This window comes from Haemophilus sp. Marseille-P9675, from assembly GCF_916862695.1.
GTDB classification, from domain to species: domain Bacteria; phylum Pseudomonadota; class Gammaproteobacteria; order Enterobacterales; family Pasteurellaceae; genus Haemophilus; species Haemophilus haemolyticus_K.
The window spans coordinates 274,122-299,816 of sequence record NZ_CAKASP010000002.1; the positions used below are offsets into that span (position 1 = coordinate 274,122).

Genomic DNA, 25,695 nt, shown 5'->3' on the forward strand with positions numbered 1-25,695 from the left:
CAAAATGGCAAAAGGACAATCTTTACAAGATCCTTATTTAAATGCGCTTCGTCGCGAACGCATTCCTGTATCAATCTACCTTGTAAATGGAATCAAACTTCAAGGTCAAATTGAATCATTCGATCAATTTGTGATTTTATTAAAAAACACTGTGAACCAAATGGTATATAAACACGCAATTTCAACTGTTGTGCCTGCACGCTCAGTTTCTCATCACAATAGCAGCCATCATGTAGCAACACCTGAAGCCGTTGAAAGCGTGGAAACTCAAGCAGAATAATCACAGCTCCATCAATGGATAATCAATATTTATTAAGTGCGGTTGAAAATTCTCTGGAAATTTCAACCGCACTTTCTTCATCCCAACAATCTGAAAAAACGCGTGATACCGCCATTGTGGTTCACGTTTTCTTTGCGCAAGATAAAAATACTGATGATCTACAAGAGTTTTTGCTACTCGCTGATTCTGCCAATGTGGATGTATTAGATACTATCACCACAAGCCGTAGCACTCCTCAAGCTAAATATTTTGTAGGCGAGGGTAAAGCTCAAGAAATTGCAGATGCGGTGCAATCACATAATGCTGATGTTGTGCTTTTTAACCATCAATTAACCCCAGCACAAACACGTAACTTAGAAAGTTTATGTCATTGTCGAGTGGTCGATCGCACTGGCGTCATTTTAGATATTTTCGCCCAACGAGCACGATCTCATGAGGGGAAATTACAGGTTGAGCTTGCGCAACTAAAACACTTATCGACTCGATTAGTTCGTCGCAAAACAGGATTAGATCAACAAAAAGGGGCGGTAGGATTACGAGGACCAGGTGAAACTCAATTAGAAACTGATCGTCGTTTGATTAAAGTGCGCATTTCTCAATTACAAAATCGCTTGGCAAAAGTGGAGAAACAGCGCAATCAAAATCGCCAAACACGCCAAAAAGCAGACATTCCAACGATTTCACTTGTTGGCTATACCAATGCAGGGAAATCAACCTTATTTAATCGTTTAACCAATGCAAAGGTTTATGCAGCAGATCAGCTTTTTGCAACATTAGATCCCACTTTACGAAAATTACAGATTCAAGATGTGGGTACGACAATTTTAGCGGATACGGTAGGATTTGTTCGACAGCTTCCGCATGATCTTGTTTCAGCCTTTAAATCGACTTTACAAGAAACGGTAGAAGCCAGCCTATTACTCCATGTCATCGATACCGCTGACTCGCGAAAACAAGAAAATATCAATGCCGTCAATGATGTACTAGAAGAAATTGGTGCAGGACAAGTGCCAGTTCTATTGGTGTATAACAAAATTGATTTGTTGGAAAATGTTGTTCCGCATATCGAATACAATGATGAAAATCAGCCTGTTGCAGTCTATCTCTCGGCGCAAGATGAGCTGGGTATTCATTTATTGTTTGAAGCCATTAAAGTGTGGTTAAAAAACGAGATACTTTCTCTTTCTTTAATTTTACAACCACGCGAAGGCAAACTTCGCCATGCTTTTTATCAACTTGATTGTGTACGCCATGAACAAATTTCTGAACAAGGCGAATTCTTGTTAAATGTGCAGATAGATAAGATTATGTGGTTAAAGTTATGTAAGCAATTTTCTAGATTAGCGGATATTAAAATACAATCTGAGAATGTCTAATTTATAGAAAATTATTTTCCAATCCCATATTGTTTCAATTTATTCGCAATCGCAGTATGGGAAACGCCTAAACGTTGAGCTAATTTTCTCGTGCTTGGATATTCTGCATAAAATAATTTTAGGACTTGCGACTCATAAGAACCGATGATTTCATCTAAGGTTTTATTTTCAAATTCATCCAAAGAAATCACCGCACTTTGTGTCGGAGCAAGATTTAAACTTTCGATAGTTAAATGATTATCTTGTACCAGAGAGCAAGCACGATAAAGAGTGTTATAAAGCTCACGAACATTCCCTTTCCAATCATATTTCTGCAAATAAAGAAGAAAATCTTTATCAAAGGTTGGTTTTACAATTTTTAATTCTTCACTGATTTCCTGTAAAAAACCTTGTGCCAGTGGTTCAATATCTGCCATGCGATCACGTAATGCTGGAACATTAATAGTGAGAACATTTAAGCGATGAAACAAATCAGCACGAACTTTAGCTTGCTCAACAAGCAAATGAAGTGGAACCTGTGATGTACAAATCACTCGTACGTTTGCATGATGTTCCTTCTCTTCACCCACTCGACGGAAAGAGCCATCCGTTAAAAAACGCAATAATTTAGCCTGCAAGCTCAATGAAAGTTCAGCAATACCATCTAGTAATACAGTTCCCTCATTCGCGTATTCAAAAAAACCGATGGTTTCACTGTCTCCGACTTTTCTACCAAACATTTCACTTTCCGCATCTTCATCAGGCAAACCAGCACAGTTTACTGCGATAAATTTTTTATCACGACGCAAACTCTGATAATGACAGGCTTTCGCCAACAAATCCTTTCCAGTCCCAGTTTCACCTTGAATTAACAAAGGCGCATCAAACATAGCAAAACGTTTTGCGTTTTCAACCGCACTTCTCATGGATTCACTTTGCACAATAAAACAATCGAAAGGTTTTTGAGGATCAAATTTGAAGGTTGTCATATATCAGAAATATGAGAGAAATAATATGTGGTTATGATAGTTTTTTTACATAAAAGTGTAAATATTATTTTACACATCGAAAAATAAAAATGCGGTCTATTTTGACCGCACTTTATATGACTATAGCTTTAACATTCGCTCTGCTTCACGTGCACGAACAAGGAATTGTTTCCGTTCGGCAGTTCCCATACCACTACTTGTACCTGGCAATTTAACCGTCAACGGATTAACTGCTCGCCCATTAATATGAAATTCATAATGCAAATGTGGACCTGTTGAAATGCCAGTGTTACCTGAAAGTGCTATTCTTTCCCCTTTTTTGATTTCTTGTCCTGCACGCACAAGTGGCTTGCTTAAGTGCATGTAAACCGTTTGATATTCTCGACCATGTCGAACGACAATATAACGACCAGCACCACCAGCTTGATATGCCACTTTTTCAACTACGCCATCTGCAGGGGCGATAATCGGTGTGCCTTGTGGAACAGAGAAATCCACACCTTTATGTGGTCGTATACGTCCAGTTATCGGATGACGACGATTCGGATTAAATGGTGAAGAAACCCGTGCTTGACGTTGTAATGGATAACGAGCAAAACCTTTGCCTAGAGTCTCCCCTTGTTGACTATAATAACGACCATTTGTTGCTTGCACAGCATAATAACTCTTACCTTCAAATGAAAGGTGCAACGCTTCAACGTTACCTTGTCCAGTTAATTTATCATCTAAATATTCACGAGAAACTAAAATTGCAAATTTAGTTCCTTTTTTCAATTTCTGAATACTCACTTGCCATTGAAGTGCAGTTGTTAATTGATTAATCTGACGATTATCCAATCCTTGAGCTTTCAAACTTGCCGCAAAAGTACCATTAATCTCACCTTTTAATACTTCTTTCCGCCAAACACTTTTCTTCTCAATAACTTGACGTTTAAACGTTCCATTTTCTAAACGCTCATAAACTCGCTCTTCTTTTTCTGAAACAAGCCAATTTAAGTATTCTAAATTATCATTTTTATCTAAAATCCAATAAATTTGTTGACCTGCATTCAAATGGGCCAATTGAGAATCCGTGTCAATTAAACGCTTTGCAGTATCATCTTCCAAACCAGAAAGTTCAAGTACATCTTTTAAAGTATCACCACTTGTAACGGTATGGCTAAATTGATCGGTAATTCGAATAGCCTGATCAGCTGCATCTAATAAACCACTTAGTGCATCTTGGGCATTTTGTGGAAGATCATCCAAATCATCTAAGAATGGTTTTACTTCTTCAACCTCATCATCATGAGCCTGTAATTCATCATCATAAGAGGTTGCTTCATCATGAGAAACTGGATGCGTTGTAATCGTCTCATCCTTAGGCGATGAGTTCAAAGATTGATATGCCACACCATCAACAACAGTCGGCATCATTTGACTGGATTCAGAATGGTTTTCAACATTATCTTTAAGCGTAAGTAAAATCCCAGTAAAAATCAGCAAAATAGCAATAAAAAAAACGCCCGCTTTAATGCGAGAACGCTTTTTCCGTCTATCTCGAGCTAATTTTACGTGTTGCACAGAATTTCCTAAAATTAAAAAGTTTTCAGCACTCAGACTGCAAATTAAAAAGAAAATTCATTTTACCTGAAAAAGTCTCAATCAAACGCCTAAATATTCATCATAAAGCATAAGTTCTTGAGGAATCGATCAAAATGCGCTATTTTGACCAGCTAATCTCAAAAGCGCGGCGATTTTATGAATATAACAGCTATTCACAGTCAACCTGATTTATCCCCATTAATTCAGCTAAAAAATATTAGTGTCGTTTTTTCACAAAAAACAGCATTACAAAATATCAATTTAAATATCTATCCAAATTCTATTATCACTATTGTTGGGCCAAATGGTGGTGGTAAATCAACGTTATTAAAAACCTTATTAAAACTACAAACACCCACTTCTGGCGAAGTGATTTACAGTAAAAATGTTCGCATTGGCTATGTACCACAAAAAATCCATTTGGATCATAGTTTGCCTATTACGGTTGAGCGATTTCTTTCGCTAAAAAAAGGTCTCAAAACACAAGAAATATCCACCGCACTTGAGCAACTTTCGATTTCACATTTACGCAAAAGTAATATGCAAAAACTTTCTGGCGGTGAAATGCAACGCGTATTATTAGCACGTGCAATTTTAAATAAACCGAATTTACTTGTACTAGACGAACCCACCCAAGGTGTAGACATTACTGGTCAAGAAGAGCTTTATCAACTAATTCATCAGACCCAACAAAAATTAAATTGTGCCGTATTGATGGTATCACACGATTTACACATTGTGATGGCGGATAGTAAAGAAGTATTGTGTATTAACCAACATATTTGCTGTGCAGGTACACCCGATGTTCTCTCAAATGATCCAACATTTATGCGTTTATGGGGAAATCAGCTCGCACAAAATGTCGGCTTTTATACCCATCATCACAATCATCACCACACCTTACACGGGGATGTGTGCGGTTGTAATTCATCAGCTGTGCATTGTCAAAATAAGGATAAATAATGTTTGAAATTTTATTTCCCGCTTTTCTAACAGGCATTTTACTTTCACTTATTACTGCCCCACTCGGTGTTTTCGTTGTATGGCGGAAAATGGCTTACTTTGGTGATACGCTATCTCACTCCGCATTATTTGGCGTGGCCTTAGGTATTTTCTTTCAAGTAAATCCCTATATCGCAATCATTATACTTACCCTCATTCTCGCCATTGCAATGGTATGGTTAGAAAGCAACACACAATTTTCTATTGATACATTACTTGGAATTATTGCTCACAGCTGTTTATCTCTTGGGGTAGTAACGGTAGGATTATTAAAAAATGTTCGTGTTGATTTAATGAGTTATTTATTTGGTGATTTACTAGCAATTAACTATACCGATCTTATTTATATTGGTATAGGTGTTATCATTGTACTGGCGGCCTTAGTATATTTTTGGCATGACTTACTTTCTACAACCGTATCGCCTGAACTTGCCCAAGTAGAAGGTATCAATATAAAAAAAATGCGCTTTGTTTTAATGATTTTAACCGCTCTTACAATAGCACTTAGTATGAAATTTGTTGGTGCATTAATCATTACATCACTCTTGATCATCCCTGCTGCTACTGCACGTCGTTTTGCACGAACCCCTGAATCAATGGTGTGTTATGCCACCATAATCAGCATGCTTTCCATTATTGGTGGTTTAATACTCTCAGTATTTTACGATACTGCGGCAGGTCCTTCTGTTGTAATATGCTCTGCATTTTTATTTGTATTATCCTTGATTAAAAAAGAACGCTTATAAAACATAATAAAAAAGACAGACACCAAATTCGGTGCCTGTCCTAAAATTATGAAAGAAAATTGCTAACTATGCTATTTGTACAAAAAAATCTTTTAAACCAATTAACACATTATTCACGGCAACTGTCGCTAAAATTAATCCCATCACACGACTAATAATTGCAGCCCCGGCATTACCAATAAAATGTTGAATGCGATTTGCACCAAGTAATAATAAATAAGTGATTAATAACACCGCTAACATAATTCCCGCCGTAATAAATTGTTCTGTAAAATTAAAACGATGGTTATCTGTTAAAAGTACAATGGCCATCATTGCACCAGGAGAGGCAATAGACGGAACCGCAAGAGGATAAACCGCAATTTCCGTAATATTCACCTTCATCTTTATTTCTTGTTCTGGCTTACTTTCACCAAAAATCATACTTAAAGCAAATAAAAAAAGCACTAAACCACCCGCAATTTGGAATGCAGGTAAAGGCACCTTCATCGCTTCAAAAAGAATTTGTCCACCAATCAAAAAGAAAAGCAAAATACCGGCTGAAATAATCACCGCATTACGCGCAATTTTCCTACGTTCATCTAATGAAAAACCAATCGTTTTCGAAAGATAAACAGGAATGGAACCGATAGGATCAATCACAGCCCATAACACGACAAACTGAACAACAAGAGAATCAAACATTTATGTTCCTTATTTATCACTAAAAACCATAGTTTCTGATTCTAGCAAAGAAATGACATGAAGTGCGGTTGGTTTTCTATCATTTTTCATTTGATTTAAAAACACAGAAAAAACCTACCGCACTTTTTAATTCATCACCATAAAAAATAAGTGGAATTCGATTTCTCTGCCAAGGGGGAATATCAAGTGATTGCCAGATTTTTTTTATATCTTCTCTTGGGCGTTTCGGATGATGTTTAACTTTACCCGAATAGCCAAAGCGAATAGAAATAGGCAAGTCCGTTTTTTCCAGCGTAACAGAGTAATCCTGCCAGTAGAAAATCAGGTTTTGTTCATTTTCTTGAACAGTGAGATTGCCTAAATCATCAGGTAAACTTAACGTGTTTTGTTCTAATTTTAGGCAGCATTTGGTTAGATCAGAAAACGGCTTAGTTAAATATAAACGATATTGATAACGTCGAATGACTTTATTTACAAGCTGAAATTGAGGATTTGCGTCTTCTTTTGCAAAAATAACATCATTAATAAGCTGTGTAAGCTGGCGTTTACTTGGCATTTTAAGTTGGTTTTCCGTAAGCCACATACGCAAAAGTGCGGTCTGTTTTGCAGATGAATATTGGCGAAATTGGAGTAGTTTAAATTGGTTTTTAATTTGACAATGTTCTGCAAAGGCTTCACTCAATAAATCATTAATTAACTGTTGTTGCTCAAAACAATGTTGAGCAGAACGTTGTACGGCTAAATCAAAATGAGCCCAGCGTTCACGTAATTCTGGCAAAATTTCATTGCGCAAGAAATTACGATCGTATCGATTATCCTCATTACTTTCATCTGTAACCCAATTGAGCTTTTCTTTTTGCGCATAATCTTCTAACTGTAGGCGAGTAAAACCTAACAAAGGGCGTAAAATTGACATTCCGAATAATACACTTTGTTGTTGCATGGCGCCTAAGCCTTGTAGCCCGCTGCCACGTTTTAACGCTAAGAAAAAGGTTTCAGTTTGATCGTTTAGATGATGTGCCGTGACGAGCACTTCTTGAGTTTGAAGATGTTTTTTTATGGCTTGATAGCGTGCTTCACGTGCTCCAGCCTCAATGCCATTGGTTTTATCTACTTGTACTCTCTCGATAATCAGCGGAATTTGAAATTGAGCGCATAAGTCTTGGCAATGTTGAACCCAACTGTCTGCATTGGGGCTTAAGCCATGATGAATGTGGATTGCACGTATAGATAAAGGTTGTAAGTGCTGTTGTTTTTGACGAAGTTTTGCAAATAAAGAAAGAAGTACAGTGGAATCCAAACCACCACTCAAGGCAATAAGAAATGCTTGAGCGGTGGTTTGTTTGAGTTGTTTTTCAATGTCTGAAAGTAAGTCCATTAGGCAACTTTTTCAGCTTTATAGTTGCTGCTTGGATTGAGAATTTCAAAACGTGCGGCAATGGTTTGTAATTCGTAAGAACCTAGTTCAAAGGTAGTTTTCATTACGCCCGCTACTTCATTATTCATGGCTTCAAAAGCTTCAACATCAGATTTGCCATTGAGTAAATTTGCTAAGAATGTACCCGCAATTAAATCGCCCACGCCCACTGGTTCAAAGTTGAATTGATAAAGTGGACGGCTTAAATGCCAAACGCCCTCTGGGGTTGCCATAATAATTTCAAATGTATCAGGATCGTTGATTTTACCTGCACTGCCTAAATGTTTAACGAGAACTTTCTTCACGCCTTTTGCAATCAACACATTCACTGCTTTTAATACATCGTCAAAGGTATTAATTGGGAATTCAGTGAGCTGACGCAATTCATGCAAGTTTGGCGTCATAATATCCGCCACAGGAATTGCTTTTTCAATAAGAGCCTCGCGAACACCATTGGCAACAACGCAGATTTTTTTCGGATGTGGCATCACTGGGTCACATAAATAAAGTGCATTTGGATTACGCAGTTTGATTTGTTCTAAGGCAAAAAGAATTTGATCAACTTGTTCCGCAGAACCTAAATAACCCGATAACAAGGCATCACATTCTTGTAGTTTTTCAATGTTATCGAGTCCGGTCACAATTTCTCGGATTTGTTCTTGCGGAATTACCATGCCTGTCCATTTTCCGTATTGGGTATGATTAGAAAATTGAACGGTATTTAATGCCCATACATCGACGCCTAACAACTGCATTGGAAAAGTCGCGGATTTGTTACCCGCAAAACCATAGACCACGTGGGATTGGATCGAAAGTACGTTTTTCATTGTGTTTGCTCCTTTGTTGTTATATTTAGATCAAAAAAGAGCGGCAAAAATCACCGCTCTTTTAGAATGTCAGTTAGCAATAACCGTAAGACATTAAACGTTCATAACGTCGATTTAATAATTCTTCTTTATTTAGTCCATCGAGCTCTGCTAAATCTTCTTTTAAACGAAGTTTTAAGTTTTCAGCCATTTTCGCATAATTGCGATGTGCGCCGCCTAAAGGTTCTTGCACAATGCTGTCGATAAGATTTAGTTCTTTTAAACGGCTTGCAGTTAACCCCATTACTTCAGCTGCTGTTGATGCTTTTTCTGCACTTTTCCAAAGAATAGAAGCACAGCCTTCTGGAGAAATAACAGAATAGGTCGAATACTGTAACATATTAACTTTATCGCCGACGCCAATAGCTAACGCACCGCCAGAACCGCCTTCACCAATAACGGTACAAATAACGGGAACGGTAAGCTGTGCCATTTCGCGTAAGTTACGAGCAATAGCTTCCGCTTGACCACGTTCTTCTGCACCAATACCTGGATAAGCTCCTGGTGTGTCAATAAATGTGATAATTGGCAATTTAAAACGTTCCGCCATTTCCATTAAACGTAACGCTTTACGATAGCCTTCAGGTGCTGGCATACCAAAATTGCGTTGTACTTTTTCTTTTACGGAACGGCCTTTTTGATGACCAATCACCATCACTGGGCGACCATCTAAACGTGCAAGACCGCCAACGATCGCTTTATCATTAGCAAATGCGCGATCACCTGCAAGTTCTTCAAATTCAGTAAAAATATGTTCGATATAATCTAATGTATAAGGGCGGTTTGGATGACGCGCCATACGTGAAACTTGCCAAGCATCAAGGTTAGCAAAGGTTTTTTTAGTGAGTTCGTTACTTTTCTTTTGTAAGCGTTTGATTTCATCAGTTAAATCAACTTTATCATCCGATGCTGCTCGTAATGCTTCAATTTTTGCTTCTAATTCTGCAATCGGCAATTCAAAATCTAAATATTCTTGGCTCATTTTCTTATCCTAAAAAGACCGTAAAAATCGACCGCACTTTATCAAGAATTAAAGTGTGGCGCAAATGGTTTTCACTGGTTGGGGGAGATAAGTAACGGAGAAAATAATAGGAAAAAAACAGATCTATAACCACGCATTAAAAAGCAAAAATGGTATTGCTTATACGCATATACCATTTTTATATGAAGCTATATTCTATCTTTTTAAATGATTAAGAAATGATTGTTCCTTCTTCCGTTCCCATTACAACACGACGTAATGCACCCGGTTTTCCCATATTGAACACTCGAATCGGCATATGATGATCCCGTGCAAGTGTAAATGCGGCTAAATCCATCACTTGTAATTCTTTATCAATAACCTCTGCATAACTTAGTTGCTTATAAAGTTTTGCATCAGCATTTTTTGCTGGATCACAATCATAAACCCCATCGACTTTTGTTGCTTTTAATACCACGTCTGCTTCAATTTCAATACCACGTAAACAAGCTGCAGAATCGGTTGTAAAGAATGGGCTTCCAGTCCCCGCTGAGAAAATCACAACTCGTTTCTCGCGTAACATTTTGATCGCCTCAGACCAATTGTAAGTATCGCAAATTCCATTTAACTGAAATGCAGACATTAATTTCGCATTTACATCCGCACGAAATAACGAATCACGCATTGCTAAACCATTCATTACAGTAGCAAGCATTCCCATATGATCGCCTACAACTCGATTCATTCCCGCTTTTGCTAATTTCGCGCCACGGAATAAATTTCCGCCACCAAGGACAACACCGACTTCAACCCCCATTTCTACAAGCTCTTTAATCTCTAATGCCATACGATCAAGAATTGATGGATCAATGCCAAAACCTTCTTCCCCTTGTAATGCTTCACCACTTAATTTTAATAAAATACGTTTGTAAATTGGTTGGCTCATTATTTTTTCCTTTTGGCTTTAAAAATCGGCTTATTTTATAAAATAACCTAGCAAGAGTGAAGAAGTTTAAGATGGAATTTATGTGTAAAAGGTGGATAATATTGAGCGCATAAGTCTAATCTAAAATATTTACGATAGGGCTATTTCAAGCAACCAATACAAATAGTTTTGATATATCAACAAACCCTACACTTTTCTTTTAACAGAAGGTAATTATGAACACTAAAAAAACATGGCTAGTTTTTCCCGCACTTTTTATACTCATTTGCGCATTACTTGCGGGCTATTTTATTTTGATTGGTTCAGGTATGTTTAACCAACCAAATTTGACGCTCATTTTACTAACGGCAGCGGTCATTATTTTACTTAGTAGCAGTAAAAAAACATTCTATTTTATTTTACTTCCTCTTTCATTACTTCATGCAATTTATACGCCTACGGGGTTAAATTTTGGTGCACCAAGTTATCAATATATCGCCTCTCTTTTTGCAACAGATATGTTAGAAACTAAAGAATTTCTCTTACAGATTCCTATAAGTAGCTATTTAATTGCTTTTTCTATTCCTATTCTTATCTTTGTGCAATATAAAAGTGCGGTCAAATTTGACATAAAATTTTATCAAAATAAAACCTTTATTGTTTTTACTACCTTACTCTTTGCTTATCATTTACCTATTTCAGCTCCATTAAAAGAAACCGTTGATTCCACTGTCAAAATTCTCGATGAGGTGCAAAAACTCAAAAAAATGTCTCAATCAGATGATTGGGGAAAATCTACTTTGGAAAATTCCCCTTATGATGATTACATCATTGTATTGGGTGAAAGTGCCCGTAAAGATTATCATCATGCCTATGGGTATACAATTGAAAATACCCCTTTTATGTCAAATTCAAAAGGGATATTAATTGATGGTTTTCGTTCTGCCGGAACCAATACCGTATCATCACTTCGTCTCATGCTAACCTTACCAAACAAAGAAAAATGGGAACCAAATTATAATTTAAGTCTTATTGATTTAGTAAAATCAGCAGGAATTAAAACATACTGGCTTTCAAATCAAGGTATGTTAGGAGAATTCGATACCCCCGTTTCATCACTGGCCTCAAAAGCAGATGAAACGATATTTTTAAAAAAAGGAGGAAGCTTTAATTCAACCAACTTCAGCGATTTTGATTTATTACCAAAATTTGCCAAAGTGTTAGAAAACCCTATTCAGGGAAAACGTTTTATCGTACTCCATATCTATGGGTCACACCCATTAGCATGCGATCGTGTAGAGGATTACCCAAAAATCTTTGATGATAATAAGATTGCGCCTAAATATGGCTACTTAAATTGTTATATCTCCTCAATTAAAAAAACTGATGAATTTTTAAAACGCGTATATGAGCAACTGAAAGAAAACAATCTAAAAAATCACCGCAGCTTCTCTATGATTTATTTCTCTGATCATGGTTTATGCCACCAACAAGATGAAAAACAAAATATTTTGTTGTTTAACCAAAATTGTTTCAGCCGTGAACATCACAATATTCCATTGTTTAAAGTATCTTCTGACGATACTGAACGTAAAGAATACACGGTTTTTAAATCTGGACTAAATTTCCTCGAAGGCATTGCACATTGGGTAGGAATTAAAAATCCAAAATTGAATCATGAGGAAGACTTATTTTCTAATGAAAGCGATAAGGATGATTTTGGTTTACAAAAACGAATTAACGAGAAATATCGGAAAGATGATGACCCAGCAATAGATATTCGCCCAAACATTAACGCTCAGTAATATCAATATACTTAAATCCTTTTGACTGGATAGACATAAAAACTTTCCTCTCAAGAGGATTTTTCTTTACTAAAAATACAAAACTCGCTTGTGAGAACAAATAAGAATAACTTTTATAACCTTTTTCTCTATATAAAAAAAGCGGACATAATGTCCGCTTTTTCAACATGAAATATGAAAATAAATTATGCGTTACCGCCAGTGATTTTCGCTACTTCAGCAGCAAAGTCTTCTTCTTTTTTCTCGATACCTTCACCAACTTCTAAACGGATGAAGTTAGAAACAGAAGTATTTACTGATTTTAAGAAGTCGCCTACAGATACAGAAGGATCCATTACAAATGCTTGACCTGTTAATGAAACTTCACCAGTGAATTTCTTCATACGACCTTCAACCATTTTCTCTGCGATTTCTTTTGGTTTGCCAGAGTTAATTGCGATGTCGATTTGGATTTGGCGTTCGTGTTCAACTACTTCTGCTGATACATCTTCTGGATTTACGAATTCTGGTTTAGATGCTGCTACGTGCATTGCTACTTTTTTAAGTTCGTCAGCTGAACCTTCACCCGCAACTAATACACCGATTTTTGCACCGTGTAAGTATTGAGCAATAACTTGACCATCTAAGTAAGCAACACGACGAATATTCATGTTTTCACCGATTTTAGCGACTAATGCAGCACGTTTTTCTTCGAATTGAGCTTGTAATGCTTCGATAGTTGTACCTTTGTTTGCTGCTGCGAAATCAGCCACTTCGTTTGCTAAACCTAAGAAACCAGCATCTTTTGCTACGAAGTCAGTTTCACAGTTCATTTCAACTAATACACCGAAACCATTTTCTACACGAGCAAGGATAACACCTTCAGCTGCAACACGGCCTGCTTTTTTAGCTGCTTTAGCTTGACCAGATTTACGCATGTTGTCGATTGCTAACTCGATATCGCCGTTCGCTTCAACTAATGCTTTTTTACATTCCATCATACCGGCACCGGTACGTTCACGAAGTTCTTTTACTAATGATGCTGTGATTTCAGCCATTTTTAAAATCCTCTGTCGAAAATGCGGTTTATCTCGACCGCACTTTTAGATAAAAATATAGGGGCTAAATTTTAGCCCCTATGCCAATTAATCGTTTGATTATTAAGGGCTTCGCCTTATTGCAAAACTTAAATTATTCTGCGTCAGCTGCTAATTCTTCAGCAACTTGAGCTTCGTTACCACGACCTTCTTTAACCGCTGCTGCAGCTGCAGAAACGTAAAGTTGGATAGCACGAGTCGCATCATCGTTACCAGGGATAACGAAATCTACACCAGCTGGAGTTGAGTTAGTATCAACGATAGCAAACACAGGAATACCTAGGTTGTTTGCTTCTTTAACTGCGATATGTTCGTGATCTGCACCGATAACGAATAACGCATCTGGTAAGCCGCCCATATCTTTGATACCGCCAAGGCTTAATTCAAGTTTTTCCATCTCACGGGTACGCATTAACGCTTCTTTTTTGGTTAATTTGTCAAAAGTACCGTCTTGAGATTGGGTTTCTAAATCTTTTAAACGTTTAATTGATTGACGAACGGTTTTCCAGTTAGTCAACATACCACCTAACCAACGGTGGTTTACGTAATATTGCTGACAATCTAATGCTGCTGCTTGAACTGCTTCAGACGCTGCACGTTTTGTACCAACGAATAATACTTTACCGTTGTTGCTAGCAATGCGAGTTAATTCCACTAAAGCTTCGTTGAATAAAGGTAAAGTTTTTTCAAGATTGATGATGTGAACACCGTTACGAGCACCAAAAATGAAAGGTTTCATTTGTGGGTTCCAGTAACGAGTTTGGTGTCCGAAGTGTACGCCTGCGTTGATCATGTCGCGCATTGAAACTTGTGCCATAATATTTTCCTTTTGTTGGGGTTGAGCCTCCACATATCAGCTAATCGACCGTTTGGCACCCCGATTAAGCCTTGTTGATATGTGTGTGTTGTTAGTAATTAAAAAGCTGCTTTTGAAAGGCAAAAACAGCGGTGCGATTTATATCATAAAGCACAGTAGAATGCTAGTTAATTTTGGCATTTAGGCGACTTTAATAAGCCTAATGATTTAATAAAAAATCATTTAAAATACCCGCTGTGAATGCTTTTCTTAAATAAAATCCTAAAGGTAAAGTTTCTATCACTTCACCATTTCGCCCAATTCCTTTTGTTATCGACCGACTATTTGCCCCCTTCGGACGAAGTTGCATCACTTCACCAATTCGAGCCGTTATTTGCTCCAATTTGCCAAGTACAATTAAATCCATCAATTCTTCCCAATCTTGTTTTAATTGACGTTCTTGGTCAGCGGTTGGCTTCCATAAAATTGGCGCGCCGATATGGCGTTCACGTAATGGAATATGACGGCTGCCTTCAATAGGCATCCAAAGTACACAAGAGAGTTTATGACGAACGTGGGAATTTTCCCATTTAACTCCTGAATTTTGTACTAATGGGGCAAGACTCACAAAGGTCGTTTCAAGAGGATAACCCTCCGCATTAATCGGCAATGTTTTAAGTTCAACACCTAAATGAGAAAAATCCTGTTCAGCTTTACTTCCTGCCGTTGCGCCCAAAGCTCGCTCTAATAACATCCCTACCCAGCCTTTATCACGTTTTAAATCAGGCGGGACAGGAATATGCAATTCATCCGCTAACTCTCCAAAAGTTAAACCTGCAATGGATTGCGCTTGGGAAAGTAATTGTTCAAGGGTTTGTGGGATCATTCGTGATATTTCTTAAAAAATCGAGGCTTCGTGTTTTCTGTGCCTTTATCAATATAGGGAATTTTCTCTAACTGTAATAAAAAACGTTTTGCCTCTAAGCCACCACCAAAACCAGTTAAAGTACGATCTTTACCTAAAATGCGGTGACAAGGAATAATAATACTAATCGGATTACTCCCTACCGCGCCTCCCACGGCACGAACAGCTTTAGGATTATTAATCCGTAACGCCAGCTCTCCATAACTTGAAAGTTTGCCATAATCAATTTCTCGCAAGGCTTGCCAAATGGCTTGTTGAAACGCTGTACCTTCAGGTTTTAAGGGAATGTCTGAAAAACGCTCAACTTCCCCATTAAAATATCGTTCAAAAGCCAACCGCACTTTTTGAAAAACAGGCAATTCATCTTGCTTGTGCCATTTGGGATTAGGCTCATATTGCTCTTTTTCAAAATCAATATGTGTAATACTTTCACCATCAGATAAAATCAAAAGCCGCCCGACGGGTGAAGGATAATAAGTGTAATAAAGTGCGGTCATTTTTCGCCTTATTTTATAAAAGAAAAGCACACTTCGTGTGGAAGTGTGCTTTATTATGCTAAATTTTTTAACGGATTAGAAACTATAATTTAAGTTTAAACCGTAAAGGTTAGCACTTGCTTTAGAGCTGTAATTGCCTGTAACAACCACCGCACCATTACTAATACGTTGCTCTTCTTTGAAATGAACTTTTTTACCTTTCAAATAAGCATAGCCTAAATCAACTGAAAGATTTGGAGTAAATTTATATGTAGCACCTACGCTATACCAAGTACGATCTGTATCAGGAATTGCCGCACTAGCATGTTCAGTTGCTGCAGCTTGATCATAAGCAATACCTGCGCGTAAAGTTAATTTGTCATCTACATTATAAGTTCCACCTAATGCTACACGCGAACTATTTCTGTAGTACATTTTCTTATGAAATGCCTCTACACCATCAGCATGATAAGTTGCATATAAGTTTTTCAAACGGCTCCAATGAGAATATTTATAACTATAGTGCATAGCAAATTTTTCAGTTAATTGGTGGAATCCTGAAAACTCTAAGTAATCAGGCAAATTAAGCTTTAAACCACCTTCTTGCCCAATACGATGAGCTTGTAAACTAGTTGCTGTATGATCTGTAAAATCAATATCTACTTTAGAATGGTAAGCTAAACCAATTCGATGATTTTCATTAAATTGATACATTACACCGGCATTCCAAGCAAAAGCCCAAGCTGCTTTGTCTTGTAATTGAGTTAGAATAGTATCTTTCTGAACGCGACTTAATGAAGCCAATAATGGACCAGCTGTAGGAGGTAATTGTATAGCTCCTGCGCGTACAGCATGACCAACATATTGAGCCGCATCAGCCAGAGCACCAGCTCTACGCTCAATTTTTGCTTGAGCATAAATCGCATTCAAGCCTAAACCAGCACTAAATCCTTCAGTAATACGATAAGAACCGCTTAGGTTTAAATTTAACGCCGTTAAATCTGTTGTGCCGCCAAACACACCGCCGTTATATTTGTTATCATACTCACTTTTCAAACCAAAATTCACATTCATGCCTGCACCAATCGCTACTTTGTCATTAACCGGTGCAACAAAATACATATTTGGTACAAGAGAACCTGGAACTACATTTTTTTGATGAAGATTAGTTGAAGTGCTTGGTAAACGAGCGCCCACATTTCTACCTAACGCAGTAATATCGGTATTACCACTCATATTAATCTTAGAATCAACATAAACGCCACCCACAGAAAATTGATTCGTTTTAAATAAACTCATCAACGCTGGGTTAGTTGCCACGACAGAGGCATTATCCGCAATCGCCGCTTCACCCGCATATGCACGACCAAGACCTGAAGTCGATACTTCAGCCAATTGGAATGCTGCAGCATTTACCCCACCAGCAGCGAATAACATTGCGGTTGCTAAGACAGATTGATTAAATTTTTTCATTTGGAAACCTTTGTTATAAATAAAAATCTGGGCGATTCTAAAACCCGAATCTATTGAGTGCAAATCCATTTCCTTGTTTTTATTAGAGTTCCGACCAGTTATCGGGAACTTTTTGCATTTAATGGGCTATTTTGTTCAATTTTTGTCATTCATGAGAAAAATGATAAAATATACGAAAATTCATATAAGGAAAAGAAAATGACCGTAAAATGTAAAGCAGAAGAATCCTTAACCTGTAGCTGCGTTGATGTGGGCACAATTATTGATGGTTCTGACTGCACTGTAGAAGTACATCAATTTTATAGTACTGAAGCTGATGCCAATGCAGCCTTTGAACGATTAACAAAGAAAGCTCGCGATACAGAAAGCGATCCTTGTGAAATTAAAAGCGAAATCGTGGCAGTTGAAAACGGCGTTCAATTAAATGCCTCTTTCACTTTTAGTTGCCAAGCAGAAGCGATGATTTTTGAACTGGCGAATCGTTAGTATTTAATAACACACTAAATACTCAAAAAATTAATCGCACTTTTTAAAGTGCGGTTAATTTCTTCTTCCTATTTTGATTGTAAATCTTCCATCATTTGTTTTATTGCATCCTCAATTGAATCTCCATGATTTTTATGAGAAATCCATCGAAATATCACAGGATAACCTTGCTGTACTAATTTCTCTGCCAATTTTGGCGCATTAAATGGTCGCATTTTCTTACGCTGTTCAATACGTTTAAGTTGTTCTGATGTAAGCTTGGGATCTCGCTCAGGATATTCTTCATACTCACCTAAAGTGATCAATATATGCTTAGGACTTGACTTAATCCAAGACATTGTTTGTGGTAAAAATGAACCATTCCCCCACCAAAGTGATGGACTTGCTAATGTGTAATATTGAAATAAATCAGGCTGGTGAAATAATACATATAATCCGAATAGGCCACCAAATGAATGCCCGAAGAAAAACTGTTTCTCTGGATTAATATGGTATTGCTGTTCAATTTCTGGTTTAACTTGGGTTTGGATAAAACGTAGAAAATCTGAAGCCCCTCCACCATTTTTAAAATCCTCCCCATTCACTGGAAAAGTATAATCCCGTTGACGTTCTGCTATGGCATAGGCATTCTCTGACACATAACCAATTCCGACAATAAGCGGCAACGCTTGAGTGGGATCCACCGTATTAACCGCAATGGGAAATTGTGCATTACCATCAAGCATATAAAGCACTGATAATGGTTTATTGTTAGCCTTAGGTTCCGCAATAAATAAACGATATGGCTTACTTTCAAAAAGAAAGTCTTTTTGATGAATCTTATAAAGTGTATTCATATTTTCGTTAATTTTAGGAATGATAAAATCAGGAGTGGCAAGAATCATGGGCGTATAAAAAACACTCAATAACGCACCAATACATGTCAAAAGAGTTAAGAAGATTCGTTTCATTATTAAAATATCGACCGTATTACTACGGCCGATGATATAGTCAAAATTATTTTATGGCTTTCTCAAGTTCTGCGGCAATCACTTCCATTGATTCTAGTCCACCAAATGCCAAATACCAATTCGCCGCATCTAAATATATGATATGCTTATTTTTATAAGCATTAGTCTGTTGAACAATAGCATTATCCAGTACCTTTTGTGCATTATTGACTTTATCTGTCACCGCTGCCGTACGATCTACCACAAGCAAATAATCTGGATTTTTTTCTAAAAGATATTCAAATCCAACACTCATACCATGTGTCGATGATTTAATATTGGGATCAGCAGGTTTAAAACCAAATTTCTGGAAGACCATACTATAACGAGAATTATCACCAAAGGTACTAATTTTACTTTCATTCACTAACACAAGTAAGGCAGTCTTTCCTTTTGTCTCATTCGCGACTTGTGACACTTTAGCATCTAATGCATCTAATTTTGCTTTTGCTAGTGCTTCTTTATTAAAGATTTTACCTAATGCAGTAACATTTTCTTGGAAGCTTGGATAATAATTCGAATAATCATTTTCCACATAGAACACGGGCGCAATTTCTTTCAATTTATCCAATAATTTTTGTTGACGCGGTGCGGCAATAATCAGATCAGGATTCAATTCATTAATCGACTCAAATGCTGGCTCAGGTAATGAACCAACATCTTTAAATTTATCTTGTTTAAACTCATCTAAATAAGTTGGAATATGTCCTGCTTTAGGGAAGCCCACTATTTTATCAGTTTCTCCTAATGCCCGTAGGGTATCAGCTACGCCAAAATCTAACACAACTACTTTTTGTGGATTTTGCGGCACGGTTTGTTCTCCTGCTGCATTTTTAACAATAATATCCTGCGCATTTGCTATCGTAGAAGCAAACAAAACAAAGCTAAGTGCGGTTAATTTTTTTAATGTTTTCATAAAGGATCTCCTATTTAAAATACACGGCAATTTTTTGTCGGTTAATTTTTTGAATTGGAATTTCCATATCATAAATATTTAGCAACACCTCTGATTGCATTATCTCATCTACTGAGCCTTGAGCAACCAGTTTCCCTCGCTTCATCGCAACCATATAATCAGAATAGCAAGAGGCGAAATTAATATCATGAATCACAATGACCACTGTTTTGTTCAGTTCCGTCACAAGCTTTCTCAATACTTGCATAATTTGTACCGAATGTTTCATATCTAAATTATTCAGTGGTTCATCAAGCAAAATATAATCAGTATCTTGTGCTAGTGTCATGGCAATATAAGCCCGTTGTCGTTGTCCCCCACTCAGGTTTTCAATATATTGCTCACGAATATCATCTAAGTTCATATATTTAATGGCATTATCAATAAAAGTGCGGTCAATTTCTGTTAAGTTTCCTTTCGAGTAAGGAAAACGACCAAATGCCACTAATTCTTCCACCGTAATTCGTAGATTAACGTGATTCGATTGTTTTAATATCGCCATTTTGCGCGCAATATCAGTGTTTTTTTGTTCTTTTAATGGCAAATGATTCAAATAGACTTCGCCACTATCAGCTGTTAATAAACGGCTGATAATACCCAGTACGGTACTTTTCCCCGCCCCATTTGGCCCAATAAATGAAGTGATTTTTCCTGTTGGGATCACGAGTGAAACATCATCCACCACTTTTTTTTCGCCATAAGATTTACAAATATGCTTAATTTCTATTGCCATTTTTTATTTGCTCTTAATAACAAAGAAAGAAAATATAATCCGCCTACAAAATTAATGATAACGCTTAGCGGCGTGCTAAATGTAAAGACTTGTGTCAATAAAAATTGCCCACAAACTAACGTAAATACAGCAAGTAACATCGCAGCAGGAATCAAGAGTTTATGGCGATAATCCTGCATGAATTCAAAAGTGATATTCATCACAAGAAGCCCTAAAAAAACTAAGGGGCCGACAAGGGCGGTCGAGACAGATGTTAAAATAGCTACAATAATCAACAATTTTTTAACCATATGTTGATAATCTACACCTAGATTCAGTGCCTGTTCTCGCCCTAGTGCCAACACATCAAAATACTTCCAGTAACGTAGGCTATATAAAATCACTGCCACTAACATCGCTAACGCCAGCCAAAGAATCTTAGTATTAATCCGATTAAAACTCGCAAAACCAAAATCTTGCGAAATTTGAAACTCATTTGGATCAATCAACACCTCCATAAAGGTGGTTAAGCTACCGAAAAAAGTGCCAAAAACAATACCAACGAACAATAAAAAGAAAATATTTTGTGATTCTCTTTTAAATAAGAAATGATAAAGCACAAGCATAAAACCAATCATTACACCTGTACTCATAAGAAATAAGACAAAAGGATTAATAGACAACAATGTCTTTGAACCAAATAAAAATAAAATTCCAGTTTGAATCAGTAAATACAATGAATCTAGCCCTAAAATATTTGGTGTGAGAATACGATTATTCACCACTGTTTGAAATAGCATCGTCGCAAGGGCAATAGCAATGCCGGTTATCACAATCGCGGATATCGTTAATGCCCGATTATTTAAAGCATATTGCCAACGATTTGGTAAATGATACCCAAGAAATAATGCAATACTGACAAGTGCTAATATGCCTAAAATCGCAATACGAAATAAGGATGATTTACGCATGACGGTACCTTTTCAATAAAAAATACAAGAAAATACCGCTCCCCATCACACCAACCACTGCATTAATAGAAATTTCATAAGGGTAAATCAAACAACGCCCCAAAATATCGCAAAACAATACAAAAACAGCACCTAAAAGTGCGGTGTGAGAAAGAATTTTTTTGAGATTATCGCCCAAATATAGTGTGACTAAATTTGGAATGATAAGACCCAGAAAAGGAATTACCCCTACAGAAACAATAATAATCGATGAAACTGTCGATACAATAAGCAAACCTATATAAAGTACTTGGTTATAATTTAGCCCAAGATTAGTAGCGAAATCTTTTCCCATTCCTACAATCGAAAAACGCTGTGCAAATAAATAAGAAATAATCAGCATCGGCAGGCTAAAATAAAGCAATTCATAGCGCCCACTCATCACTAGTGAAAAGTCCCCTTGAAGCCAACCAGAAAGGTTTTGCAATAAATCTTGTTGATATGCAATAAATGCGGTGATTGAACTGATCACATTGCCAAACATCATCCCCACCAATGGCACAAAAATAGTATCTTTAAACTTTAAACGGGAAAGAATGCTCATAAATAATAGCGAACCAATAAAAGAAACAAGCACAGCAATAGCTGTTTTTAAAAGCATTGATGCACCTGGAAAAAAGAGAATGGCCAATAAAATGCCAAGACGCGCACTATCCATTGTGCCTGCAGTTGTGGGAGAAACAAAACGGTTTCTGCTCAATTGCTGCATCACCAACCCGCAAATACTTAAAGAAGCACCAGCAATCAAAATACTCACTAAACGAGGCACTCGACTATCTAGAAATATTTGCCATTGACTATCTTCAAAATTGAATAAGCCCCTCATAGTGACCGAACTTACCCCAAGAAAAAGTGAAATAACCGAAAGCAAAATAAGCAGAAAAATCCAATATCGCCGTTTAAACATCATTATAATGAGAATAATTATTGATTATAAGAGGATAGCATATTGAATGATTAAAAGAAATTTAAATTAAATACGTGTGTAGTTTATCTTTTCAGATCATGATAATGCATTACCTCAGCCACTAAAAGTGCGGTAGTTTTTTCCACTATTTTTCCATTCGATTATTTGTTCAATTAACGAAATTAATTTATCCCTTTCAACACTATTTAGTTGATTAAATAATCGATCCAACTGGTAAGCCTGTTCTGTCGGTTGTAGCTAACGAATCATAACCTCACATAGCTATTCTATAAAAAATATAAAAACTTGTTGCATTCTCCTGATTTTTCCAGTAACGTGAAGAATAGTATCTATTTGGAGATTTAATATGTTTATTATCCGTCGTCACCATCATCACCATTTTAACTGAATAATCTTTCAGGTTTTTGGTGCGCTTGGAAGATTTCTTCCGAGCTGACAGGATAATCTAAATGTTACCCCTCGGAAGGCAACTTTCGAGGGGTTTTATTTTATGACGATAAAAGGAGATTATACTATGCAACATCATTATTTATTCAACACATCAAATTTTTACAGTACAGTATTCACTATTTAATTTATAAGGAAAAACAAAATGTTATCAAATCCTGTTGTTATTTCGATCATTGTTTTGCTAACTCTTAGCTTACTGCGTATTAATGTAATTATTGCTCTTGTGATTGCCTCTCTCACAGCTGGGCTTTGCGGTGATCTAAGTTTAAGTAAAACTATTGAAACCTTCACTGGTGGCTTAGGTGGCGGTGCTGAGGTGGCGATGAATTATTCGATGCTTGGCGCGTTTGCTATTGCGATTTCTAAATCAGGTATCACTGATTTAATTGCTTATAAAATTATTACCAAAATGAATAAAACGCCGACTTCTAGCAACTTAGTATGGTTTAAATATTTTATTTTTGGGGTACTCGCCTTATTTGCCATTTCATCACAAAATCTTCTTCCCGTACATATTGCCTTTATTCCTATTGTTGTGCCGCCACTACTTTCTATTTTTAATCGTTTAAAAATCGATCGCCGTGCTATCGCTTGTGTACTCACCTTTGGTTTAACCGCTACTTATATGTTGCTTCCCGTTGGTTTCGGTAAAATTTTTATTGAAAGTATTTTGGTAAAAAATATTAATCAAGCGGGTGAAGCTCTCGGATTACATACTGATGTTGCACAAGTTTCTCTTGCGATGCTCTTACCTGTAAGCGGTATGATTTTAGGACTGTTTATTGCTGTATTTATTAGTTATCGTAAGCCACGTGAATATGATGTTACTATTGAAGAACCCACTACAAAAGAAATTGAAGCTCACATTGCAAACATTAAATCAAGACAAATTATTGCTAGTGTCATTGCGATTATAGCCACATTTACCACGCAATTAATGACAAGTTCAACTATTATTGGTGGGCTAGTCGGGTTAATTATTTTTGCTGTATTTGGTATTTTTAAACTTAAAGAAAGTAATGATATTTTTCAAAAAGGGTTACATTTAATGGCGATGATCGGCTTTGTGATGATTGCCGCATCTGGTTTTGCGAATGTCATTAATGCAACAACAGGCGTCACGGATTTGGTTCAAGGTTTAAGTAATGGTGCCGTACAGAGCAAAGGGTTAGCGGCGTTTCTGATGTTACTAGTCGGGTTATTAATTACGATGGGAATTGGCTCCTCATTCTCTACAGTGCCGATTATTACCTCTATTTATGTGCCACTTTGTTTATCTTTCGGTTTTTCTCCATTAGCCACTGTAGCTATTGTAGGTGTTGCTGCCGCCTTAGGAGATGCGGGCTCCCCCGCCTCTGATTCAACATTGGGTCCAACATCAGGATTAAATATGGATGGTAAACACGATCATATTTGGGATTCCGTTGTTCCAACCTTTATTCACTATAATATTCCATTATTAGTGTTTGGCTGGATTGCAGCCATGTATCTTTAGCGATTATAATCCCCCTTTGGGGGATTTTTATGGCAATTCAATTACTAATTCAACGTCTGGAACAAAAAGTTCAGCATCTTTATCAGGATTATTTACCTCAACGTGAAGAAAAAATCTTTGCTAAATTTGACCGCTCTTTATTTAGTGAGTACGGGCAAACTGTCGGTTTTTATCTAACTGAGCTAAACCAAACGCTTGATAAGATTAAAATGTTAGAATCGGACATTCCGACTCACTATGCCTATCTAGCAGAACGTTTAGTGGCTCAGTGTACGGTGCTTTCAGAAGCATTAACACGCAAAAAAAATACGTTAAATACTCAATCCTCATCAGCTACATTCGCGCCCGTTAAAAGTCCACGACATAACATTCACAGGTTACCGCCAAGAGAACGTCTAGAAAAATATTATGAAGCATTAGAAAAACTAAATAAACTTTATCAGGAACAATGTGATTTGGCACGAGTATCTCCCCTTCCTGATGATGCGATTCGCCATACACAGCTTGCAGAACGTTATAAACAACGCCATCAAAAATGCCAAGATGCGATAGATCTATTAGAAGAATATTTGGAATTCAAAGAAGAACAAGAAAATCACACTTTATAATGGGGATTATCATATTAAATCTGCCAATCAATGGGATTTATCCCATTTTCTTCTAAATATTTATTCGTTTTGGAAAAATGATGGCAGCCAAAGAAGCCTCGATGTGCTGACAACGGGGAAGGATGTGGAGCTGTTAAAACAAGGTGACGAGTGCGGTCAATAATTTGCCCTTTTTTTTGTGCGTGACTACCCCAAAGTAAAAACACGAGTTTTTCACGATGTTCATTCAGCGCGGCAATAACACGATCAGTAAACGTTTCCCAGCCGAAATTAGCATGTGAATGTGCCATACCACGCTCCACGGTAAGCACAGTGTTGAGCAACAATACTCCTTGTTCTGCCCATTTGACTAAATAACCATGTGATGGCATTTGAAATCCAGAAATATCTTGTGTGAGTTCTTTATACATATTTAATAGGGAGGGGGGAATAGCTACCTCTGGTTTTACAGAAAAAGCCAATCCATGAGCTTGGTTTGGACCATGATAGGGATCCTGACCTAGAATCACCACTTTTACATCTTCAAAAGCGGTATATTTGAATGCATTAAATACATCTTCTTGTGGTGGATAAATCGTTTTCCCGCTTGCTCTTGCAAGATGAACCTGTTGTAGCGCATGTTGAAAGTAAGGTTGTTCTTTTTCTTTTCCGATAACATCTGTCCAGGTTTTCATTATTTTGATCCTATTAATAAGTTTGTTC

General features: G+C 37.0%; 26 protein-coding genes and 1 other annotated feature. Of the genes, 8 read left to right on the forward strand and 18 right to left on the reverse strand.

Annotated elements, in window-relative coordinates:
- Positions 1-4 precede the first annotated feature (4 nt).
- A complete protein-coding gene (hfq, locus tag LIX50_RS04990) occupies positions 5-280 on the forward strand; it encodes an RNA chaperone Hfq (RefSeq protein ID WP_005641641.1) in 276 nt (91 codons plus the stop codon).
- Positions 281-294: 14 nt separating this feature from the next.
- Positions 295-1,656 carry a ribosome rescue GTPase HflX gene (gene hflX, locus LIX50_RS04995; RefSeq protein ID WP_048952836.1) on the forward strand — a complete coding sequence of 454 codons (1,362 nt, stop codon included), beginning with the start codon at positions 295-297 and terminating at the stop codon, positions 1,654-1,656.
- An 11-nt stretch (positions 1,657-1,667) separates the two neighbouring features.
- Here hflX and LIX50_RS05000 read toward each other — a convergent pair whose 3' ends face one another.
- Together LIX50_RS05000 and mepM are read right to left on the reverse strand one after the other, a co-directional pair.
- Positions 1,668-2,624: a sigma 54-interacting transcriptional regulator gene (locus tag LIX50_RS05000; RefSeq protein WP_048952835.1), complete on the reverse strand. Its 957-nt coding sequence runs from the start codon at positions 2,622-2,624 to the stop codon at positions 1,668-1,670.
- Positions 2,625-2,744: 120 nt separating this feature from the next.
- Positions 2,745-4,187 carry a murein DD-endopeptidase MepM gene (gene mepM / locus LIX50_RS05005; RefSeq protein WP_048952834.1) on the reverse strand — a complete coding sequence of 481 codons (1,443 nt, stop codon included), beginning with the start codon at positions 4,185-4,187 and terminating at the stop codon, positions 2,745-2,747.
- Positions 4,188-4,364: 177 nt separating this feature from the next.
- Here mepM and znuC point away from each other — a divergent pair, with 177 nt between their 5' ends.
- The gene (gene znuC / locus LIX50_RS05010; RefSeq protein ID WP_048952833.1) at positions 4,365-5,171 is read left to right on the forward strand and encodes a zinc ABC transporter ATP-binding protein ZnuC; all 807 of its coding nucleotides are present in this window, start codon (positions 4,365-4,367) and stop codon (positions 5,169-5,171) included.
- Positions 5,171-5,956, forward strand: coding sequence for a zinc ABC transporter permease subunit ZnuB (gene znuB, locus LIX50_RS05015; protein WP_048952832.1), 786 nt, complete (start codon positions 5,171-5,173; stop codon positions 5,954-5,956). The genes znuC and znuB overlap by 1 nt, the downstream gene beginning before the upstream one ends.
- A gap of 66 nt (positions 5,957-6,022) precedes the next feature.
- Here znuB and LIX50_RS05020 read toward each other — a convergent pair whose 3' ends face one another.
- From LIX50_RS05020 to pyrH, 5 genes are all read right to left on the reverse strand, one after another.
- The gene (locus LIX50_RS05020; RefSeq protein WP_048952831.1) at positions 6,023-6,640 is read right to left on the reverse strand and encodes a MarC family protein; all 618 of its coding nucleotides are present in this window, start codon (positions 6,638-6,640) and stop codon (positions 6,023-6,025) included.
- Between the two features lie 79 nt (positions 6,641-6,719).
- On the reverse strand, positions 6,720-8,018 hold the full coding sequence (gene tilS, locus LIX50_RS05025) for a tRNA lysidine(34) synthetase TilS (RefSeq protein ID WP_048952830.1): 1,299 nt from the start codon (positions 8,016-8,018) through the stop codon (positions 6,720-6,722).
- Positions 8,018-8,884, reverse strand: coding sequence for a pyridoxal kinase (pdxY, locus tag LIX50_RS05030; protein ID WP_048952829.1), 867 nt, complete (start codon positions 8,882-8,884; stop codon positions 8,018-8,020). The genes tilS and pdxY overlap by 1 nt, the downstream gene beginning before the upstream one ends.
- Positions 8,885-8,957: 73 nt before the next feature.
- Positions 8,958-9,905, reverse strand: coding sequence for an acetyl-CoA carboxylase carboxyl transferase subunit alpha (accA, locus tag LIX50_RS05035; RefSeq protein WP_005633993.1), 948 nt, complete (start codon positions 9,903-9,905; stop codon positions 8,958-8,960).
- 211 nt (positions 9,906-10,116) lie between these two features.
- On the reverse strand, positions 10,117-10,830 hold the full coding sequence (gene pyrH, locus LIX50_RS05040; RefSeq protein ID WP_048952828.1) for a UMP kinase: 714 nt from the start codon (positions 10,828-10,830) through the stop codon (positions 10,117-10,119).
- A 215-nt stretch (positions 10,831-11,045) separates the two neighbouring features.
- On the opposite strand from pyrH, the gene LIX50_RS05045 reads away from it, so the two are divergent.
- Positions 11,046-12,614, forward strand: a complete 1,569-nt coding sequence (locus LIX50_RS05045; RefSeq protein ID WP_048952827.1) for a phosphoethanolamine transferase — start codon at positions 11,046-11,048, stop codon at positions 12,612-12,614.
- A 185-nt stretch (positions 12,615-12,799) separates the two neighbouring features.
- Here the strand turns inward: LIX50_RS05045 and tsf are convergent, their stop codons facing one another.
- From tsf to LIX50_RS05070, 5 genes are all read right to left on the reverse strand, one after another.
- The gene (tsf, locus tag LIX50_RS05050; RefSeq protein WP_005645732.1) at positions 12,800-13,651 is read right to left on the reverse strand and encodes a translation elongation factor Ts; all 852 of its coding nucleotides are present in this window, start codon (positions 13,649-13,651) and stop codon (positions 12,800-12,802) included.
- A 133-nt stretch (positions 13,652-13,784) separates the two neighbouring features.
- Complete coding sequence (rpsB, locus tag LIX50_RS05055; protein WP_048952826.1) at positions 13,785-14,507, reverse strand: 30S ribosomal protein S2; 723 nt, start codon at positions 14,505-14,507, stop codon at positions 13,785-13,787.
- Between the two features lie 199 nt (positions 14,508-14,706).
- Positions 14,707-15,372 (reverse strand): DNA mismatch repair endonuclease MutH, encoded by a 666-nt coding sequence (gene mutH, locus LIX50_RS05060; protein WP_048952825.1) that lies wholly within the window; start codon positions 15,370-15,372, stop codon positions 14,707-14,709.
- A complete protein-coding gene (locus LIX50_RS05065) occupies positions 15,369-15,908 on the reverse strand; it encodes a methylated-DNA--[protein]-cysteine S-methyltransferase (RefSeq protein ID WP_048952824.1) in 540 nt (179 codons plus the stop codon). Before LIX50_RS05065 ends, mutH begins: the two co-directional genes overlap by 4 nt.
- Positions 15,909-15,983: 75 nt before the next feature.
- Complete coding sequence (locus LIX50_RS05070; RefSeq protein WP_226385904.1) at positions 15,984-17,423, reverse strand: outer membrane protein transport protein; 1,440 nt, start codon at positions 17,421-17,423, stop codon at positions 15,984-15,986.
- A 135-nt stretch (positions 17,424-17,558) separates the two neighbouring features.
- On the opposite strand from LIX50_RS05070, the gene LIX50_RS05075 reads away from it, so the two are divergent.
- Positions 17,559-17,846, forward strand: a complete 288-nt coding sequence (locus LIX50_RS05075; protein ID WP_048952823.1) for a YfcZ/YiiS family protein — start codon at positions 17,559-17,561, stop codon at positions 17,844-17,846.
- A 68-nt stretch (positions 17,847-17,914) separates the two neighbouring features.
- Here the strand turns inward: LIX50_RS05075 and LIX50_RS05080 are convergent, their stop codons facing one another.
- The 5 genes from LIX50_RS05080 to LIX50_RS05100 are packed head-to-tail and all read right to left on the reverse strand — an operon-like array spanning position 17,915 to position 22,419.
- Complete coding sequence (locus tag LIX50_RS05080; RefSeq protein ID WP_048952822.1) at positions 17,915-18,796, reverse strand: alpha/beta hydrolase; 882 nt, start codon at positions 18,794-18,796, stop codon at positions 17,915-17,917.
- Between the two features lie 46 nt (positions 18,797-18,842).
- Complete coding sequence (locus tag LIX50_RS05085; RefSeq protein WP_048952821.1) at positions 18,843-19,751, reverse strand: siderophore ABC transporter substrate-binding protein; 909 nt, start codon at positions 19,749-19,751, stop codon at positions 18,843-18,845.
- 10 nt (positions 19,752-19,761) lie between these two features.
- Positions 19,762-20,523, reverse strand: coding sequence for an ABC transporter ATP-binding protein (locus LIX50_RS05090; RefSeq protein WP_048952820.1), 762 nt, complete (start codon positions 20,521-20,523; stop codon positions 19,762-19,764).
- On the reverse strand, positions 20,514-21,473 hold the full coding sequence (locus LIX50_RS05095) for an iron chelate uptake ABC transporter family permease subunit (RefSeq protein WP_048952819.1): 960 nt from the start codon (positions 21,471-21,473) through the stop codon (positions 20,514-20,516). The genes LIX50_RS05090 and LIX50_RS05095 overlap by 10 nt, the downstream gene beginning before the upstream one ends.
- Positions 21,466-22,419, reverse strand: a complete 954-nt coding sequence (locus tag LIX50_RS05100; RefSeq protein WP_193388684.1) for an ABC transporter permease — start codon at positions 22,417-22,419, stop codon at positions 21,466-21,468. The genes LIX50_RS05095 and LIX50_RS05100 overlap by 8 nt, the downstream gene beginning before the upstream one ends.
- A gap of 387 nt (positions 22,420-22,806) precedes the next feature.
- Positions 22,807-22,929 (forward strand) — a sequence feature (His leader region).
- Positions 22,930-23,032: 103 nt separating this feature from the next.
- Between LIX50_RS05100 and LIX50_RS05105 the strand changes: the two genes are divergently transcribed.
- A complete protein-coding gene (locus LIX50_RS05105) occupies positions 23,033-24,385 on the forward strand; it encodes a Na+/H+ antiporter family protein (protein ID WP_226385905.1) in 1,353 nt (450 codons plus the stop codon).
- Between the two features lie 29 nt (positions 24,386-24,414).
- Entirely contained in the window at positions 24,415-24,993 is a 579-nt protein-coding gene (gene priC, locus LIX50_RS05110) for a primosomal replication protein PriC (protein ID WP_048952816.1), read from the forward strand.
- A gap of 14 nt (positions 24,994-25,007) precedes the next feature.
- Here the strand turns inward: priC and ung are convergent, their stop codons facing one another.
- Positions 25,008-25,667, reverse strand: a complete 660-nt coding sequence (gene ung / locus LIX50_RS05115; protein ID WP_048952815.1) for a uracil-DNA glycosylase — start codon at positions 25,665-25,667, stop codon at positions 25,008-25,010.
- Between the last annotated feature and the right edge of the window lie 28 nt (positions 25,668-25,695).